Source organism: Rhodococcus sp. BH5, assembly GCF_027583855.1.
In the GTDB taxonomy this organism is placed as follows: Bacteria; Actinomycetota; Actinomycetes; order Mycobacteriales; family Mycobacteriaceae; genus Rhodococcus_F; species Rhodococcus_F qingshengii.
This window is the reverse complement of sequence record NZ_JAJHVW010000005.1, coordinates 194,467-212,024: the sequence shown is the minus strand read 5'-3', so window position 1 is coordinate 212,024 and position 17,558 is coordinate 194,467. Positions and strand designations below refer to the sequence as shown.

Annotated in this window: 16 protein-coding genes; 2 read left to right on the top strand and 14 right to left on the bottom strand. The window is 60.6% G+C overall.

Annotated elements, in window-relative coordinates:
* Window positions 1-109: 109 nt before the first annotated feature.
* From RhoBH5_RS15045 to RhoBH5_RS15000, 10 genes are all read right to left on the bottom strand, one after another.
* Window positions 110-1,414: an HNH endonuclease signature motif containing protein gene (locus tag RhoBH5_RS15045; protein ID WP_270008470.1), complete on the bottom strand. Its 1,305-nt coding sequence runs from the start codon at window positions 1,412-1,414 to the stop codon at window positions 110-112.
* Window positions 1,415-1,478: 64 nt separating this feature from the next.
* Window positions 1,479-2,153, bottom strand: coding sequence for a response regulator transcription factor (locus RhoBH5_RS15040; RefSeq protein WP_042450142.1), 675 nt, complete (start codon window positions 2,151-2,153; stop codon window positions 1,479-1,481).
* On the bottom strand, window positions 2,150-3,352 hold the full coding sequence (locus tag RhoBH5_RS15035; RefSeq protein WP_058039428.1) for a sensor histidine kinase: 1,203 nt from the start codon (window positions 3,350-3,352) through the stop codon (window positions 2,150-2,152). Before RhoBH5_RS15035 ends, RhoBH5_RS15040 begins: the two co-directional genes overlap by 4 nt.
* 18 nt (window positions 3,353-3,370) lie before the next feature.
* Window positions 3,371-5,587: an MMPL family transporter gene (locus RhoBH5_RS15030; protein WP_270008469.1), complete on the bottom strand. Its 2,217-nt coding sequence runs from the start codon at window positions 5,585-5,587 to the stop codon at window positions 3,371-3,373.
* Between the two features lie 95 nt (window positions 5,588-5,682).
* Complete coding sequence (locus RhoBH5_RS15025; RefSeq protein ID WP_007731141.1) at window positions 5,683-6,600, bottom strand: carbohydrate kinase family protein; 918 nt, start codon at window positions 6,598-6,600, stop codon at window positions 5,683-5,685.
* A 47-nt stretch (window positions 6,601-6,647) separates the two neighbouring features.
* Complete coding sequence (locus RhoBH5_RS15020) at window positions 6,648-7,742, bottom strand: ABC transporter ATP-binding protein (protein ID WP_042450146.1); 1,095 nt, start codon at window positions 7,740-7,742, stop codon at window positions 6,648-6,650.
* Between the two features lie 27 nt (window positions 7,743-7,769).
* Window positions 7,770-8,636: a carbohydrate ABC transporter permease gene (locus RhoBH5_RS15015; protein ID WP_050657016.1), complete on the bottom strand. Its 867-nt coding sequence runs from the start codon at window positions 8,634-8,636 to the stop codon at window positions 7,770-7,772.
* Window positions 8,636-9,586 carry a carbohydrate ABC transporter permease gene (locus tag RhoBH5_RS15010; RefSeq protein ID WP_019748978.1) on the bottom strand — a complete coding sequence of 317 codons (951 nt, stop codon included), beginning with the start codon at window positions 9,584-9,586 and terminating at the stop codon, window positions 8,636-8,638. Before RhoBH5_RS15010 ends, RhoBH5_RS15015 begins: the two co-directional genes overlap by 1 nt.
* Window positions 9,583-10,935 (bottom strand): ABC transporter substrate-binding protein, encoded by a 1,353-nt coding sequence (locus RhoBH5_RS15005; RefSeq protein ID WP_030536581.1) that lies wholly within the window; start codon window positions 10,933-10,935, stop codon window positions 9,583-9,585. Before RhoBH5_RS15005 ends, RhoBH5_RS15010 begins: the two co-directional genes overlap by 4 nt.
* Before the next feature lie 63 nt (window positions 10,936-10,998).
* A complete protein-coding gene (locus RhoBH5_RS15000) occupies window positions 10,999-11,997 on the bottom strand; it encodes a sugar-binding transcriptional regulator (RefSeq protein ID WP_270008468.1) in 999 nt (332 codons plus the stop codon).
* Between the two features lie 139 nt (window positions 11,998-12,136).
* Here RhoBH5_RS15000 and RhoBH5_RS14995 point away from each other — a divergent pair, with 139 nt between their 5' ends.
* Both RhoBH5_RS14995 and RhoBH5_RS14990 read left to right on the top strand, forming a co-directional pair.
* A complete protein-coding gene (locus RhoBH5_RS14995; RefSeq protein WP_228402289.1) occupies window positions 12,137-13,147 on the top strand; it encodes an NAD(P)-dependent alcohol dehydrogenase in 1,011 nt (336 codons plus the stop codon).
* Between the two features lie 7 nt (window positions 13,148-13,154).
* Complete coding sequence (locus RhoBH5_RS14990) at window positions 13,155-14,627, top strand: mannitol dehydrogenase family protein (protein ID WP_065352619.1); 1,473 nt, start codon at window positions 13,155-13,157, stop codon at window positions 14,625-14,627.
* On the opposite strand, the gene RhoBH5_RS14985 is transcribed toward RhoBH5_RS14990, so the two are convergent.
* The 4 genes from RhoBH5_RS14985 to RhoBH5_RS14970 form a co-directional block, all read right to left on the bottom strand.
* A complete protein-coding gene (locus RhoBH5_RS14985) occupies window positions 14,628-15,146 on the bottom strand; it encodes a DinB family protein (RefSeq protein ID WP_030536585.1) in 519 nt (172 codons plus the stop codon).
* A 710-nt stretch (window positions 15,147-15,856) separates the two neighbouring features.
* On the bottom strand, window positions 15,857-16,261 hold the full coding sequence (locus tag RhoBH5_RS14980; protein WP_230793128.1) for a hypothetical protein: 405 nt from the start codon (window positions 16,259-16,261) through the stop codon (window positions 15,857-15,859).
* Window positions 16,262-16,518: 257 nt separating this feature from the next.
* Window positions 16,519-16,671: a hypothetical protein gene (locus RhoBH5_RS14975; RefSeq protein WP_270008467.1), complete on the bottom strand. Its 153-nt coding sequence runs from the start codon at window positions 16,669-16,671 to the stop codon at window positions 16,519-16,521.
* Between the two features lie 158 nt (window positions 16,672-16,829).
* Window positions 16,830-17,546: an SGNH/GDSL hydrolase family protein gene (locus tag RhoBH5_RS14970; RefSeq protein WP_270008466.1), complete on the bottom strand. Its 717-nt coding sequence runs from the start codon at window positions 17,544-17,546 to the stop codon at window positions 16,830-16,832.
* Window positions 17,547-17,558: the final 12 nt, after the last annotated feature.

Genomic DNA, 17,558 nt, shown 5'->3' with positions numbered 1-17,558 from the left:
GCCCCGAAAGCACGCAACCATTCGACTCCACCTCCCACCAATCGGTCGGACACAGAGCAGCGGGTCTGAAACAGACCTGGGCATGTTCTGGTGCATCTGAGGTTCGTCCTCAGGTTTTGAAGGTGGTGTTCGCCGGCCTGGGTTGCTGTCCGGGGTCGATCGAGGGTGGCGGGATGAACCACGGTTTGTTGTCGACACCGATCCGAATTTCCCATTTGCCGACGAACTCGGATTTGCGGTGCATCAGCCGGTGATGTGAACGGCACAGCAGGACCAGGTTGTTCATCACCGTCGGGCCGCCGTTCGCCCAGTGCCGGATATGGTGCGCATCAGTCCAGGCGGGCACGCATGTGCAGCCCGGGAAGGCGCAGCCTTTGTCTCGGGCGATGAGGGCGACGCGTTGTTCGGCGGTGACCAACCTCTTCCCTGGTTTCGCATCGAGCGGCGCGCCGTGATCGTCGAGCAGGACGGTGGAGAGGAAGCAGTCACACCCGAGGAGCCTGGTCTGCGACACGGACAGTGGCCCGAGCCAGGGCATGTGCCCGACATCGAGATCCGACACAGCCATTCCGTCATCAGAAGCAGCGGGTGCGGCGGCGCAGTCCCGATGCTCCGCCAGATCCCGAGCGTTGATGTGCACGTTCACGTGCGGACGCTGACCACCATCGGTACCGGTCTTGGCGCAGTCCAGATAGCGGCGGATCAGTTCGGTGAACCCGTCCGCGGTGCGTTTCGCCGCCGACCGGGCATCCGGCGTCCCATCCGGTGCTGGGGTGGGCATCGTCAGATTCGACAGGGCCGAGAGCAGCATTTCTCCGGTGAGGGCGTCGAAATCACCACGCACCACCACTCGACCGTTCAATGTCGAGGCGATGCGGAGCTCGTTCCGGTCGATGTCCTCGGCGGGCGGGATCTCATCCGATTCGAACAACCTCTCCAACGTCGCGATCACGTTCCGCACCTTCGTCGTCGTCGCCTCCACACCCGACGCAGCAGCCAACAACAAATCGATACACTTCGGGAGTGCCTCCTCCGGCATGCCTTTCGGCGGTGACTCGCAGAACGCCACGATCAACACGGCGTGCTCGAAGGAGCAGTCCCCGCCATCGAACCGAGCCGCCACCGCCGGAAACGGCCGCAAAGCTGCACCCAGGGCGGCGATCTTCTTCCCGTCCCGAACCTGCAGCATCGTGTTGGCCGCCAACCACGCACCCACACCGCGGCTGGCAATCACCTGATCATCCGGGCGCAACGACAACTCGTCCACCACGGCCACTCGAACCGCCTCGAGGCGCAGAATCTCCACACTCGCGTCGACAGCAGCCTCACGCAACTCAGCAGCAGTCAACTGCCACAACCGTCCGCGCAACCCCACCGCAGAACCAGACACCACATCCGACAACAAGACACTCATTGAATCCCCCGATCCCCTCCCCAAACAATACTCGAACACCCGTTCGAGTCAAGAGTTTCTCGAGTCAATCCACCGAGCGTCCCGGAATCACCACACCGCATTGATAGGCGAGAACCACCAGTTGCGCGCGGTCGCGGACATCCAGTTTTGTCATCGCCCGGTTCACGTGCGTTTTTGCCGTGACCGCGCTGATCACCAATTCCGCAGCGATTTCGTCGTTGGACATCCCGAGGGCAACGAGGGTTACCACTTCGAGTTCGCGTGGGGTCAACTGACCGAAAATCCCAGAAGTCGAGTCGGCCCGCGACGGAGTGGAAAGGAACCGAGAAATCAACGCGCTGGTCGCAATCGGCGACAGCAAAGAGTTCCCACCTGCGACCGTCCGAACAGCATCGAGTAGATCCTCGGCTCGGATTCCTTTGCCGATGAAGCCGCTGGCTCCCGCCCGGATCGCCTGTGCCACATGCTCATCCACTTCGAAGGTGGTAAGAATCAACACGTGCACGTCGGTCAAATCCGGATGATCGGCAATCATGGCGGTCGCTTCGACTCCGCTGGTGCCTGGCATTCGAATGTCCATCAATACAACGTCGGGTCGATGCTCGAGCGCCGCCTGGAATGCCTGCTCTCCGTCTGCCGCCTCGGCGACCACCTCCATGTCCTCTTCCGAACCGATCAGCAGCGCAAGCGTTTGACGGAAGAGCGCCTGATCGTCTGCCACTACCACCCGAATACTCACGACTCCTCACGCTCCGAACCCCTGGACACCGAGACAAGCGGTAGTTGGGCGTCCACACGAAATCCCCCGTCGGCGCGGAATCCTGCTGAGACCTCGCCTCCCATCGCCTGTGCCCTCTCCTTCATTCCCAGCAGTCCGTACCCGGGTGGTGACGTCGAAGGCACTGCCGTTCCGGCGTTTTCGACCGACAGCATCAGAACCTCGGCTTCGTATGACAACGACACGGTGACGGCTCCTGGCAGCGCATGCTTGCTCGCATTCACGAGTGCCTCCTGGATAATTCGGTACGCTGTGAGATCTACTGCGGGCCCGAGTGGGCGCAGCGAACCCACAGCGCGCACATCGATTTCCATTCCTGCACTGACGAATTGATCCACCAGTGCCGGTAGATCCGAAAGCCCCGGAGCCGGCTTCATCGAGCGATCACCGTCCTGAGCATCACGGAGAACTCCGACCGTGGCCCGAATTTCATCGAGTGCCGCCTTGGACGTTTCCTCCACTCCGCGTAGTGCAGTCGTCGCCTTCTCCGGGTCTTTCCCGATCAAGTGCGACGCGACCCCGACTTGCAGGTTGACCAAGGCAATGTGGTGCGCGACAACGTCGTGCAGGTCTCGCGCAATCCGCATCCTTTCTTCGACGACGCGGTGTCGGGCCTCGTCCTCGCGCATTCTTTCCGCTTGCACCGCGCGCGCCTCGACGGACTCCAGATAGGCTCGGCGAGAACGGACCTCGGCGCCGGCAAAACTTGCCATCAGCAACCAAGCCAACAACCCCAGTGCCTCCTGCAGGAGATTGTTCCCCACTCCCAGGAAGATCGTGACGAGCATCAGCGAGCTGACTGTGCTCGCCGCTGCGAAGAAGGTCCTCCGGCGGTCACTCGTGCTGGCAACGTAGTAGAGGCACACCATCGCTGCGGAACCTGTGCCGGCATTCGGCGGCGCTGACAGTGCAATCATCAATACGCCGAGGAGTACTGCCACCGCCAGTGCCGAGAACGGATAGCGCCTTCGGAACACGATGGTTGCCGCTGCGATCGCTGTTACAAGCACTCCCACAACCGTGACCTCGCGGGTGTCATTGCCGTCGAGCGCGATGCGGTGCGCCGTCCACGTGGCAAGGAGCACGAGAATCGCCAGTGCCAGGTCGATGGTGCGCGGGTGTTCCGCACACCATCGACCCCACGTCGATGTCGAAGTCATCGATCTACCGTATCCGGGTCACACCGACAACTTGTCGCTCGTGGGTTCACTGGATTCCTTCGAATCTGCGAGCAGCGCAGTCAACTGCTCCCCCTCGACATCGACGTTCGGGACCAACCGGTCCAGCCATGAGGGGAACCACCATGCCCTCGAGCCCAACAGGGACATGACGGCCGGTACGACGGTCATACGAATCACGAAGGCGTCGAACAGAACCGCGAACGAGAGTCCGAGTCCGATCTGCATGATGAAGGCGTCGCCGCCGAAGATGAAGCCCGCGAAAACGGCGATCATGATCAGCGCCGCGGCCGTGACCACTCGCGCGCCCTGGTCGAAGCCCTTCACGACTGCTTCATCCGGTCCGTCACCGTGGACGAACGCTTCACGCATTCTGGTCACCAGGAACACCTGGTAGTCCATCGCCAACCCGAAGACGATGCCAATCATGAAGATGGGCAACATCGCCACAACTGATCCGGTTTGACCTTCGATTCCGAGAATGCCGGCGAACCAACCCCACTGGAAGATCGCGACCAGCACACCGAACGTCGCACCGATCGAGAGCAGAAATCCGAGAGTTGCCTTGAGTGGTACCAAGATCGAGCGGAACACCAACATCAGGAGGATGAAGGCGAGGCCGACGACCAATGCGAGGTAGGGAACCAGGGCGTCGGCCAGGCGATCCGAAACGTCGATCGTCAACGCTGTCTGACCGGTGACCGACATCGTGGCTCCGGTCTCGTCGGTCAGTGATCCGGCGACCTCACGTATATCTGCGACGAGCGCCTTTGTTGCCTCGGTTTCCGGGCCACTCGAGGGAACCACCGTGATGACTGCTGTATCGCCGGCCTGATTGAGTGCTGGCGGCGTCACTGCCGCTACGTCGGGCAGAGCACCGAGCTTTTCCTGGGCGCCGCTCAATGCCGCTGCCGGATCTGCGGCGTCGGCAACGTCGACGACCACCATGAGCGGACCGCTGAACCCGGCACCGAACCCCTCGGATAGTCGGTCGGTAGCCCTGGCGGCAGTTGTGTCGGGCACTGGTGGGCGCGCCAAACTCAGGTTGATTCCGAATGTGGGGATCGCCAGCAATCCCAGCCCGAGGACTGACGCGAGCAAAACCGGAACTCGACGCCGGATCACGAACTTGGCCCATCGCGAGCCCGCCCCCTCCGACTGTTTCCGGTGTGTCAGTTCACCGCCGGACGCCAGCAGTCGACGATCAGACCGACTCATGACGCGCGACCCTGCAAATCCGAGTGTGGCGGGCAGCAGCGTCAGTGAAATCACCACTGCAACAGCAACTGCGAATGCTGCAGCCAGACCCATGCTCGTCAGGAACGGGATGTTCACGACGAACAGTCCTGCCAATGCGATGAGCACCGTCAACCCCGCGAACACTACGGCCGAACCCGCAGTCCCCGCTGCGCGGCCCGCAGCAATTTCTGGATCATGTCCGTCACGTAGTTCGGAGCGGTAGCGCGAGACGATGAAGAGCGAATAGTCGATCGCCACGGCGAGCCCCAGCATCATTGCCAGGACGGTTGTGCTCGAACCTAATTCGATGAAACCAGTTGCGATTGTGATCGTGCAGATCGCGATGCCGATGCCGATCAACGCGCTGATCAAGGGAAGCCCCGCCGCAACCAAGGAACCGAAGGTGACGGTCAGCACCACCGCGGCGATCGCGACTCCGATCACCTCTCCCATCGATTCGGCGCTGCTTTCCATCAGCACGTTGCCGGCAACATCGACTGCCAGCCCTGAATCCGCGGCGTCGTGGACGGCGGACTCGAGCAGTTCTTTCGAACTGTCCGGTAAGTCCATCGAGTCGGCGGTATAGGAGACCTGCATGTATCCGATCGTCCCAGTCGGCGACACTCCGCCGGAGGCATACGGATCCGATACCGCTGCAATCTCAGGATCCTTCCCGAGCGCAGAGACCAAGTCACTGACGGATTGTCGAATCGCCGGATCGGTGAGCGTCGTGCCCGCCGGAGATTCGAAGACGATGCGAGCACTGGCTCCGTCGGTGGACGATTGCGGAAATCTTTCAGCCAGAAGATCTTGCGCCGCTTGTGATTCGGTGCCCGGAATCGACAACGTATTGACGGTCGGACCGGACAGCGTTGCTGCGCCTACTCCGCCCGCCACCAGCAGGACGACCCAGAAGCCCACCATTGCCCAACGGCGCCGAAACGCGAGTCGCGAGAGTTTGTACAGGAATATCGACATGCGTGTCACTGTGCCGATACACGACCCCGTCGCACATCGTGCACAGGTAGGCAGTTCGACGTACTGCGCTCGCAGTAGGGCGGTGGTCCCCAGTGCTAGACGGGCAGGCCCAACTCCCTTGACCACGGCGGATCCGCCCCGGGACGTGACACGGTGACGGCTGCCGCGCGTGCGGCAAAGGTCAACGCGGCCGACCAATCTGCCTCGGTGAACGCACGCACAACAGCGACGTCGAGTGCGTCGTGACGATCAAGGTAGGCCAACAGGGCTCCGTGAACGGTATCGCCCGCACCGATCGTGTCCGCGACGTCGACCGCGGGCGCCGGCACCGAAACATCGAGTTCCTCGGTGATCAACCGCAACCCGTCACCACCACGGGTGAGCAGGACGGCGCCGACGCCTTCGTGGAGCCACTCGGCGCCGTCGACCGAACCCAACCACTTCGCGTCGTCGTCGCTCACTTTGAGAATATCGATGGCGGGCAACCACGAACGAAACCGTCGTCGATACGCGTCCGGGTCGGAGATCACCGCCGGACGAATGTTGGGGTCGACCATGGTGAGTCGACCGCGGGCGTGTGCTTCGTGCAGCAAAGCTTCGTAGGCAGAGGCCCCGGGCTCGAGCACCAGCGACAGCGTTCCGAACGAGAATGCCCGGGCAGAGGGAAGTTTCGGCAGCGCGAACTGTCGATCCGCCGTTCCCTCGAGGTAGAAGGAATACCGCGCACCTCCGTCCGCTGCAAGGTTCACGACGGCCAGAGTTGTCGGCTCGGGCCCACGTTCGACCCCAGTTGTGTCGACATTGGACGCGGCCAGCGAGTCGATCATCCGATCTCCGAAAGCGTCTGTGGACAAGCGAGAGACGAATCCCACGTCGGATCCGAGTCGACCCAGTGCAATCGCAACGTTGAACGGTCCACCGCCCAACTTGGGTGAGAAGTTCTCCCCCACCGGAACCAGATCAACCAGTCCCTCACCACACACCACGACGGATCGTTCGCGTGTATCACTCATCGGTAGACCCTAACCTTCTCACCAGTCGAAGATGGATGTGATGGGATTCAGCTACCCACACGCTCGCCCGTAGCCGGGTCGAAGAGGTGAACGAGGCCGTCCACCCGCTCGAAGCCCAGCGTCTGGCCGTACTGCAGCTTCGATCGCCCGCCGGTGCGGGCAACGAGCGAGATCGGGTCGGCTTCGGTACCGGGCACATGCGCGTAGATGTACGACTCGTTGCCCAGTTCCTCCACCAGGTCGATCTGAGCTGCGATTCCGTCTCCAGCGGCAACCACCTGGAATTGCTCGGGTCGAATTCCTACTGTGACCGAAGCCAGACCGGCCGCGGCGATTGCCGCCATCTGCTCGCGGTCCAGCGGAACCTCGACGTCACCGAAACGCACCCCACCCGAACTGACCGGCGCCGTTACCAAGTTCATACCTGGAGATCCGATGAAGCCGGCAACAAACGCATTGGCCGGCCGATCGTAAAGTTCGGTCGGAGAGGCGAATTGTTGCAACTTGCCGCCCTTGAGCACTGCCACTCGATCACCCATCGTCATCGCTTCCACCTGATCGTGCGTGACGTAGACGGTGGTGGTTCCGAGACGACGCTGCAACGCCGCGATCTGCGTGCGGGTCTGGACGCGTAGCTTTGCGTCGAGGTTGGAGAGCGGCTCGTCCATGCAGAACACTTGCGGTTCACGAACGATAGCTCGGCCCATGGCAACTCGCTGCCGTTGACCACCGGAAAGCTTGGCCGGCTTGCGGTCGAGATAGTCAGTCAGGTCAAGCAGTTTGGCCGCTTCGGCCACTTTCTTCTTACGCTCCTCGACGGGCACACCGCGCATCTTCAACGCGAACCCCATATTTTCCCCGACGGTTTTGTTGGGGTACAGCGCGTAATTCTGGAAGACCATTGCGATGTCGCGATCCTTGGACGGGACATCGGTCATGTCCTTGCCGTTGATGGTGATCGCGCCGGAATCGATGTCCTCGAGCCCTGCCAACATGCGCAGGGCCGTGGACTTTCCGGAACCTGACGGACCGACGAGCACGATGAACTCCCCGTCGTTGATGTCGAGATCGAGTGAATCGACAGCGAGGGTCCCGGCACCTTCGTAGATGCAAGACGCTTTCTGGTACGAGATTTCAGCCATGACGAACTCCTGAGAGGGTGAGGAGAATTATTTGATTGCACCGAAGGACAGGCCGCGCACCAGTTTGTTCTGGGCGAACCACCCGGCCAGGATGACGGGCAATGCCGCCATGGTCGCTGCCGCGGAGAGCCGAGCCCAGTACAGGCCCTCGCCGGTGATGAACCCGACCAGGAAGACCGGAATCGTCTGTGCTTGAACAGCTGTCAGGTTGACGGCGAAGAAGAATTCGTTCCACGAGAAGATCACGCAGATCAGCGCAGTCGCAGCAATTCCGGGCGAGATCAGCGGGAGGATCACCTCGCGAACCGAGGTCCACAAACTCGCGCCGTCCATGCTGGCAGCTTCGAGAAGTTCGCCGGGGACTTCGAGAAAGAACGAACGCATCATCCACACTGCGATCGGCAGATTCATCGATGTGTACAAGATGACCAGCGCCCAGATGTTGTCGAGCAATCCGATGTCGTTGACGATCACATACAGCGGCACGATTGCAGCGACGACTGGGAGCATCTTGGTACTGATGAAAAAGAACAGAACGTCCTGAGTCTTGGCTACCGGGCGAAGCGACAATGCAAACGCAGCCGGAACACCCAGTAGCAGAACAAGAATCGTCGACATGGCCGTCGCAAATGCGGAGTTTGCCAGCGTCGTGCCGAGACCGGAGTCGAGGACGGCACGGAACTGTTCGAGGGTGGGAGTGAAGAACAGCTTCGGCGGATCCGTGTAGGCGTCTGCCTCGGTCTTGAACGCGGTCAGGACCATCCAGAAGACCGGGAAGAAGAATCCGAGAGCGGCGATCCACGCCACGACCGACCACGGACTGAACTTACTGCTCTTCTTTTTCTTGACGACGGGTTTGTCGGTCGTCGCGCTTGTCGTCTCTACGGCAGTCATCACGCCGCCTCCTCGTTGCCGGTGAAGCTCTTGAAGATCAATCGGAGCGCAAGTGTCGACACGATGATCGTCGCGATCACTGTCACGACACCCATCGCCGCAGCTTGACCTACGTCGAAGCCGAGGAACGCGCGCTGGTAGATGTAGAACGGCAGGTTCGAGCTGGCCACGCCGGGCCCACCCGAGGTCATCATGTACACCGCGTCAAAGGTGTTCACGAGGTAGATCGCACCCAGAACTGCACCGAGTTCGATGAAGCGGCGCAGGTGCGGCAACGTCAGTTCGCGGAACATCGCAAACGGCTTGGCTCCGTCCACTCGTGCGGCTTCGAGAATGTCTCGGGGCATGGACTGCAAACCGGCCAGAATGAGCAGCATCATGAAGGGCGTCCACTGCCAGATCAGATTGATCATGACGGCGGCGAGCGGAAACTTACTGACCCAGTCGACCTGGCCGACGCCGAAAGGCTGGAGGACAAAGTTCACGATACCGAACACCGGGTCGAACATTGTTGTCTTCCACAGCAATGCGCCGGCGACGGGAGTGATGAGAAACGGCGTGATCAGCAGTGTCCGCACGATCCCCCGACCGAGGAATGCGCGGTCGAGTAGCAGCGCCAGCGCGAGTCCGAGGATCACGGAAACGATGACGGTTCCCACGATCATGATGACCGTGTTGACCGCGACTTCCCGAAACTGACTGTCCTTGAAAACCTCTATGTAGTTGTCGAACCCGTTGAAGTGCCGCGATCCCGGCCGGACTAGGTTCCACGACTGCGTCGAGTAGTAGAGGGTGAACAGAAACGGAATCTGGGTGACGACGATCGAGAAGATCAACGCCGGCAACAGGGGACCTCTACGACGCCAACCCTCGGCGCGGGAGATCTTCTTTTCGACCCGGACCGGTGGCGCGTCGTCCACCGTAGTTCTGGGCTCGGCAACCGTAGTCATCGGTTCTCCTGATAGGTCTTGCCGACCACCTCGGCATACTGCTGGGATTGTTCGAGTGCTTCTTTCACGCTCTTCTGACCCGCGATGGCCGCACTGATCTGCTGGCTGACGCGAGTGCCCAGGTCCTGAAACTCAGGGATGGTGAGGAACTGGACGCCGGTGTACGGAACCGGTTGCACTGTCGGGTTTTTCGGATCTGCATTGTTGATCGATTCGAGGGTGATCGGACCGAATGCCTGTGCGGCCTCTTGATATTCCGGAATCTCGTAGGTCGATAGGCGACTTCCCGGAGGAACTCTCGACCAGCCGAGTTCGGTTCCGACCTTCTGGATGTAGTCCTTGTTCGTCATCCAGGAAATGAACTTCCAGGCGTCATCTTTGTTCTTTGCCGACTCCGGGATTCCGAGCGCCCACGTGTAGAGCCAACCAGGATCGGACTTCTCGACCTTCGGGGCCTTCGCATATCCGATGTTGCCGACTACCTTCGACGACGCAGGGTCCTCGAGAACCGACACAGCCGACGTCGCGTCGTACCACATCGCCGTGTTGCCTTGCGCGAATTGTGTTGCACATTCACCGAATCCGCTTGTGGCAGGACCCGGCTGACCGTGCTCCTTGACCGTGTCCACGTAGAACTGAACCGCATCCTCGACCTGCGGACTGGTCAGCTGCGCATTCCAATTCTCGTCGTACCAGCGTCCACCGAAGGTGTTGATCACGGTGTTCAGCGGTGCGAGTACCTCACCCCAGCCAGGCTTTCCGCGCAAGCAGATTCCCGCCATCTTGGCGTCCGGGTTGTCGAACTGTGCTGCCCAACCTGCAACTTCTTGCCACGTCGGGTCTTCGGGAACTGTAATCCCCGCCTGATCGAACAGATCCTTGCGGTACATCAGGAACGACGACTCCCCGTAGAAGGGGACCGCGTACATACTGTCCTCGTACGACAGAGAAGTCTTGATCGACGGTACGAAGTCGTCCTCGTCGTAACCGGGCGTCGTGTCTGCATAGTCGGACAGGTTCGTGAGCCAACCGTTGGCGGCCCACTGAGGTGTCTCGTAGTTGCTGATCATCACGACGTCGAACTCACCGCCGCCGGTTGCCGTCGACGCCGTGATCTTGGCGCGCGCCTGGTTCTCGGAAAGGCTGACGAATTTGAGGTCGATGCCAGGGTTCTCGGCTTCGAAAGCCGGCGCCAGTTTGATGGCGTCCTGCATCTGCGAGTTCGACACCATCGCGATGGTGACTGTTCGTTCGCCGGAACCACCGAGCGCACCAGCGCCCGCACATCCCGACACCAGGAGGCAGAGCGCCGCCGCGGCAGCGCCCCACACTCGTCTTCCTGTTTTCACGGATTACCTTCCTTCACACTTGCGTGTCAGTCGCGCGCTCGGACCGCGAAACTCGTGAGATCGCTAGCCTTCGAGCAGCCACTGGGCGCACTCGACGTCGGTGACGAGTACGTTTGCCAAACCTCCGCGCAATGCGCCCAGAACGGCCTGGCGTTTGTGTGTTCCTCCCGAAATCAGAATCGTCTGATCGCAGGATTTCACTGCGTCGAGCGATACGGAGACCGTTCGCTCAGGTAGTGGCCCCTCCACTGGATTGCCGTCGACCGAGTAGAAACGGCCGCCGATTTCACCGACAGCGCCTCGACTTTCCAACTCGTCCAGCATGGTCGAGTCGACGAAGCTACCGGCAAACAAGGTCGTCGCGGTCGAGACGGCACCGACTCCGAAAACCATGATGTCGGAATCAGTTCCGGCTTGCAGCGCCTTCGAGATCACCGAGTCGTTTCGCATCGACTCCACGGTCGCCGGGTCGGCATACAGCGGAGCGTTGAGACGAATAGGATTGGCCTGCAACTGTTGTGCACATCGGCCGATGGTGAAGTCGACACCGGTTTGGTAGTCGGTCACCGTCATGGAGCCGTCAAGTTGTACCACAGCCGAGCACTTCGCGGTCTTGTCCGGCAAAGATCCTGCTACCGCAACGGTTTCCGGACCCCAGGTAAACCCGAGAACGCTCGAAGGCTGCAGACGACGAACCAGAACTTCCGCTGCTCGTCGACCGAGTGCGTCGAAGTCCGGGTCGTCCGCATCCGAAATCGCTTCGGGGACGATCAACACTTCGGCCAACCCGAAGTGCTTCTCCAGCTTCGATTCCAACTCCGTGTTCACCGAACCTTCGAGCTCCGGCGGTACCAAAATCTCGACCCTGACCAAACCTTGCGTCCGCGCCCTGGCCAACAGTCGCCCGGCTGTCGGCCGCGAGACGCCCAATTTCGCTGCAATCTCCGCCTGAGTGGCGCCTTCGAGGTGATACATCGTCGCCGCCCGCAAGGCGAGCCGCACATCCTCGGAAGCGGGCAACTTCGACGACTTGAGTCCTGTGGGCTGAGCCGACTGGTTCACACGGTCTCCTTGTGCATCAGGTTCAAAGTTTCTCGATCGTGAGCAAATGCTCACTAGATGTTCTTATGCTCATTAAGCTAACATCTACGTTGTGACCCACACAACAGTTTCCGGAGAATCCGTCGATCTACCTGCGACAATTCGGGCAAATGTCCTCGTCGAGACCGGAAAGATGCAGATGGTCGAGAGACCACGACCGTCCCCGAAGGCGGGTGAGGTCCTCGTTCGCATCCATGCCGTGGGCGTGTGCGGGTCGGACGCGCACTACTTTCACGAAGGTCGCATCGGCCCTTACGTAGTCAACTCACCGCTCGTTCTCGGACACGAAGCATCGGGACGCATCGCCGCGGTCGGTGACGGCGTCGACCCAACACGCATCGGGCAGCGTGTCTCCATCGAGCCTCAGAAGCCCGATCCGACAAGTCCCGAATCCAAGGCAGGCAGATACAACCTCTGCCCTCATATGGAGTTCTTCGCGACGCCGCCGATCGACGGTGCGCTGACCGACTACGTCACGATCGGTGCCGACTTCGCCCATCCCATCGCAGATTCCGTGTCCTACGAGGCAGCTGCGCTGTTCGAGCCACTCTCCGTAGGGATCGCCTCAGCCCAGAAGGCGGGGATCACTGCCGGCTCTCGGGTGTTGATCGCCGGCGCCGGCCCGGTAGGAATCGTGACGACGCAGGTGGCCAAGGCATTCGGCGCGACGGAAGTCATCGTCTCGGACATCGATGCGGCCCGACGTGATGTGGCACTGAAATTCGGCGCAACAACCGTCGTTGATCCACGTGAGAGCGACGTACGCTCGCTGGCCGTCGACGCATTCATCGACGCCTCGGGTGCCACGGCCGCGGTGATCGACGGGATTCACGCAGTTCGGCCCGCTGGGACCGTCGTTCTGGTCGGAATGGGTGCCGACGAGATACCGTTGCCGGTCCCGATCATTCAGAATCGCGAACTGATGCTGACCGGAGTGTTCCGGTACGCCAACACGTGGCCGATCGCCGCCGCATTGGTCGCTGCCGGGCGCGTCGATCTGGACTCGATGGTCACAGCACGCTTTTCACTCGAACAGTCGCAAGAGGCCCTGGTGGCCGATTGCATTCTCGGCAGCATCAAAGCCGTAGTCATCGTCGCCGAAGGAGACTAGTACTTTCATGGAACTCAATACGAAGACCCTGTTCGACTTCGATGCTGCACTCGAAGTGCCGAACTACGACCGGAGCAAAGTCACTACTGGCATAGTGCATTTCGGTGTCGGAGGCTTTCACCGTGCACACCAGGCCATGTACATCGATGATCTCCTGCGACGCGGTGAGGGCTTCGACTGGGGAATCTGCGGAGTGGGAGTGATGCCGTCGGACAAGCGGATGAAAGACGCTCTCCGCGCGCAGGACTGCCTCTACACGCTGGCGCTCAAGCATTCTGACGGAACCCTCGAGGCCCGGGTCATCGGGTCGATCGTCGAGTACCTGTTCGCTCCGGAGGATCCGGAGGCGGTGATCGAAAAGATGGCATCCGAATCGACGAGAATCGTATCTCTCACCATCACCGAGGGCGGATACAACATCTCGCACACTACGGGTGAGTTCGACGCGTCCGATCCCGCTGTAATGCACGATCTCGAGCCGGGAACACTCCCCCACACCACCTTCGGTCTGATTTGTGCGGCACTCGCACTCCGTCGCGACCGGGGCCTCGCCCCGTTCACGATCATGAGTTGCGACAACATCGAAGGCAACGGATCGGTCGCCAGGACGGCAGTCGGAGCGTTCGCCGCCCTGAAGGATCCCGAACTTGCGGAGTGGATCGACGAGAACGGCGCCTTCCCCAACTCCATGGTCGACCGGATCACACCCGTCACGACAGCCGAGGTGACCACCGAGATCGCCGAGACGTTTGGCGTGGAAGATCAGTGGCCGGTCGCGGCTGAGCCGTTCACCGCGTGGTTCCTCGAGGACGAGTTCACCTCAGGCAGGCCACCTCTGGAGAATGCCGGCGTCAATCTCGTGCCGGATGTTCGCCCGTACGAACTGATGAAACTGCGCCTTCTCAATGCCGGCCATCAAGGCATCGCGTACTTCGGCTACCTTGCCGGATACCGCCTGGTCCACGAGGCATGCCAGGACGAACTCTTGTCGGGGTTCCTGCTCGACTACATGAATCTCGAAGCGACGCCGACCCTTGACCCGGTACCCGGCGTCGACCTCGATCAGTACAAGAAGACCCTCATCGAAAGATTCTCGAACCCCCAGATCCGCGACACGATTGCACGTCTGTGTGCCGAGTCGTCCGATCGAATTCCCAAGTGGCTGTTGCCCGTCATCCGGAACCAACTCGACACCGGTGGGTCGATCAACCTGTCCACCGCAATTGTCGCTAGCTGGGCCCGCTACGCCGAGGGCACAGACGAGAACGGAGATCCCATCACCGTCGTCGATCAGCTGTCGGACACTCTGGTGCCGCTCGCCCAGAAACAGTCGAGCGACCCGTTGGCCTTCATCGGGTACCGCCAAGTGTTCGGCGATCTCGTGGACGATCGCCGATTTGTCGCTAGCTTCCGAAAGACCCTCGACTCATTGCACTCCGTCGGAGCCAGAAGAACCCTCGAGGAGGTGCGCGGGCTCTGACTACACCGAGACGTCGTGCAGGTGATGGATCGGATCGTGAATGAAGTAGGCCGCCAACGATTCGACGGTGAACGCCGATCCGTCACTGCGGAGACCCCGTCGTTGGCGGCTACCCTCTGGCACGGTTTCGAAGGCATTCGCGACCTCCGCCGCGGCGTCGGACAATTCCGATGCCACCTTTGCCGGATCTTGGTCGTTGTACCGCTCGGCCTCGGCTGTTGCGTCCTGATCCCAGTTCTCGAATCGCGGATCGTCGAATTCGAGCATCTGTTCCAACCGCACCTTGAAGATCCGGAACACGTCGCGTACGTGGGCGGAATACTCCAGCGCTGACCATGTTTCGCTGTCCGGCCGCTCCGTCACATTCTCGCGCTCCAGTACCTCGGCCCACGAGACGGCATTGCTACGCACAAGATCTGGAACATCCGCGAACGCCACAGCGGACGAATCAAACCCGCACTCGGCGCATGGGCGTTCGAGGACCCAGGTCCAGTTCTTTGTATCCGGGGTGATCGGCATGGATCGAGAATAGTCCGCCAGGGCGGGGTCAGTCTGCTTCGATTGGCCGATGAAGCGAATCATGATCGCTATTGCGACTCCATTCGTGCTGATGCTTACTTCGTGTGGCGGGGACGTGGGCGACGCGGAACCCCACGAACTCGCCTTCACATGCGACGACGCACATGCGTACCTCGAAGTTTTCGGGACGGTCGAGGCGGCGTTGGCCCGGCTACAGAGCCCTGGATGGAACGATGTCCCTGAACTCGTGGGTTCCGCCAGCGCCTGGGCAGCGTTCACACCACAACAGCAGACTGCGATAGTCAATTCACTTCATGCGGCTTCCCGAGGTGAATGTTGATCCGTATTTCGGTGCCGGTATCCGGCATCTGACTCCGTCGACAAGATTTGCCGGTCGATACTCGGATCGGCCGAAGAACTGGACATACTCCGACTGATTCCACGTCGCCGATCGATCGAATCCGCGATGACATGAGCGGACCGCACGACGACTGGAGAGGATTCGACGCTGAGGCGCGTGAGCGCACCAAGAAGCCTTCGAAGCAGCGGAATCGGGATCGTGCGACTGAGCAACGCCGGAGGCCTGATTCGCCGGTCGCACAACAGAATTACAAACGACGACGTAACTACGTCATTCCGTTCGTGACAAAATACTCGTTCGTCGGCGACGGACCGATCACTTCGATTTCCTCGACGGGTCTCGTCGCCCCTCACGTGAAGGGCGTCGAGTCGACATGTACCCCTTCCGAACGCAGTAAATGCTCGGCCGCACAAATCAACAGGGAAAGGGATTCGTACGAGAGTCCCTCGATCGCATGCATCAGCCTGTCAGGCGCCGGAATCGACCGGTCGCCCGGCGAACCCTCGGATCTCCGCACAGAAAGCACGGTCGAGAGTTCTCGTTGATTCACCACCTGACCTGCGCTGTTCGCTCGCTCGAACATGGCATTCAGCCGCTGGACCAGTTCCTCACCTTCAGCTGATCGAATAGTGTTGCCGAACAGCCTGTTTCCATGATCGGCTTCGACACCAGGCCCGATCGAGTTCTTGATTGTCACAGTATGTTCTCCGTTACGTTGGTCTGTCAGGTTGATCAGGGGTGCGACCCGGCGCAATTCGCAGAGCCTTTATCCGTGCGGCCCAACGGCGTCGCGTCCATCGACAGCAGACGAATCTCCCCCGGCGCCCATCGGCTTCCGGTAGCGCGACCTCGAAGCCGCTGTTCATTTGCGACCTATCGTTACATATTAACATCAACTGTAACTCTTCGACAAGCACTTTGTTCCGATTGCCCGGTTTGATCACGGGTAGCGCAGAACATCAGGGGTGGCCAACTTGTCGACATGATCTACGCCGTCCCTGCCATCTCCGTTCAGGCTGCAGTGATGGTCGAGCCACCGGCAAGGGACAAGAACGACATTCCGCCGACGAGCTCCCGGCGTAGGTATCGCCGCGCGTGCATCACCTGCGGTGAACTGCGATGCACGAAAGCCGCAACGCGGATAGGGGCGGCGACACAGTCCACGAGAGCTTTCTTACCCGAACTTCTCCATCACCGTGTGAGGCAGCCGGCCAGCCAGGACTGCGCCCAAAGTCCTCGCTACTGATGACCTAAGTCCGACAATACTTTTCACGAAAAAGAGGACCCCGCGCCTGCGGGGTCCACTTCGCTTTCCTTCAGAGCTAGAGACCGAGCGAGTGAAGGTGCTCGCTGATCTTCTCGAACATGAGCCTTTGACCTGCCGGCGTGGGATGCATGCCGTCTTCCTTGAGTAACGTCGGGTCCGACAGCCAGTTCTCGGCGAGCGCATCAATGAAAGGCAGCTTGTACTGCTCAGCGGCGGAACGGATTCGATCGTTGACATTGACAGCGGTCTCGGATGGAGGCCGGTTGTCCATGATGGGGCCGATGACGACAACCTTGGCGTGAGGAAGCCGATCTCGTAGCTGCGCATACAACTCCCGAGTCGCATCTCGCACCTCGAGCGGGTACGAAACATCGTTCCGACCGCCGGCGATGATGACGACCTCGGGATTCACCGCAACGACCTGATCAATTTTCGCACCGAACGGTATCTTGCCTTTTTCCTCGTTTCCCTGGACGTAGCCGGTGCCACCGCTCGCAAAATCTGCCAGGTACCAGCGACGATCGAAGGCGAGCAGCGCCGGCCAATGATCTCCCGTCGTGTTCGGAATCGAGTACGAGTCCCCCAAAATTGCGACGGTGTCGAAGTCGTCGGCAGGGGCATTCAGCGCCGGCGCCGAATTGTCAGGCTGCGATACAGAGGCAGTTGCCCGACTGTCTCGGGATTGCTCGTACGCAAATCCTAAGATCACCGCTACGACGGTGAAAACCATGGCACCGATGACGGCGACAGTTCGCTTGTTGGGTTTGGTCACCCCGTAAACATA

Excerpts from the sequence above, each read along its gene's own strand:
- RhoBH5_RS15045 (WP_270008470.1), bottom strand. The coding sequence starts at position 1,414 with ATGAGTGTCTTGTTGTCGGATGTGGTGTCTGGTTCTGCGGTGGGGTTG.
- RhoBH5_RS15035 (WP_058039428.1), bottom strand. The coding sequence starts at position 3,352 with ATGACTTCGACATCGACGTGGGGTCGATGGTGTGCGGAACACCCGCGC.
- RhoBH5_RS15030 (WP_270008469.1), bottom strand. The coding sequence starts at position 5,587 with ATGTCGATATTCCTGTACAAACTCTCGCGACTCGCGTTTCGGCGCCGT.
- RhoBH5_RS15025 (WP_007731141.1), bottom strand. The coding sequence starts at position 6,600 with ATGAGTGATACACGCGAACGATCCGTCGTGGTGTGTGGTGAGGGACTG.
- RhoBH5_RS15020 (WP_042450146.1), bottom strand. The coding sequence starts at position 7,742 with ATGGCTGAAATCTCGTACCAGAAAGCGTCTTGCATCTACGAAGGTGCC.
- RhoBH5_RS15015 (WP_050657016.1), bottom strand. The coding sequence starts at position 8,636 with ATGACTGCCGTAGAGACGACAAGCGCGACGACCGACAAACCCGTCGTC.
- RhoBH5_RS15010 (WP_019748978.1), bottom strand. The coding sequence starts at position 9,586 with ATGACTACGGTTGCCGAGCCCAGAACTACGGTGGACGACGCGCCACCG.
- RhoBH5_RS14990 (WP_065352619.1), top strand. The coding sequence starts at position 13,155 with ATGGAACTCAATACGAAGACCCTGTTCGACTTCGATGCTGCACTCGAA.
- RhoBH5_RS14985 (WP_030536585.1), bottom strand. The coding sequence starts at position 15,146 with ATGCCGATCACCCCGGATACAAAGAACTGGACCTGGGTCCTCGAACGC.